The sequence below is a fragment of the Exiguobacterium sp. SH0S1 genome (assembly GCF_004337165.1).
GTDB classification, from domain to species: domain Bacteria; phylum Bacillota; class Bacilli; order Exiguobacteriales; family Exiguobacteriaceae; genus Exiguobacterium; species Exiguobacterium aurantiacum_A.
On sequence record NZ_SJVC01000021.1, the window covers coordinates 1 to 407 of the forward strand.

Sequence of the window (407 nt, forward strand, 5' to 3'; positions counted from 1 at the left end):
TCTCAACGATGTGCAATCTGGCGTGCTGAATATCATTTTCCGCATTGCTGACGATCAGGGATTGTTGCTGCTCGACTTTAAAGATCTGCGGGCAATTACCCAGTACATCGGCGATAACGCCAAATCCTTCCAGAATCAGTACGGTAATATCAGTAGTGCATCGGTTGGTGCCATCCAGCGCGGGCTGTTGTCGCTGGAACAGCAAGGCACAGCACACTTCTTTGGTGAGCCGATGCTGGATATCAAAGACTGGGTGCGCACCGATGCCAACGGTAAAGGCGTTATCAATATCCTTAGCGCCGAAAAACTCTACCAGATACCGAAACTGTACGCCGCCAGCCTGTTGTGGATGCTTTCAGAGTTGTATGAACAATTGCCGGAAGCGGGCGATCTGGAGAAACCAAAAC

Annotated in this window: 1 protein-coding gene; it reads left to right on the forward strand. The window is 50.4% G+C overall.

Annotated elements, in window-relative coordinates; translation table 11 throughout:
- Positions 1-407 (forward strand): helicase HerA-like domain-containing protein (locus tag EVJ20_RS15085; RefSeq protein ID WP_131508756.1); only part of this gene is annotated, 407 nt, incomplete at both ends.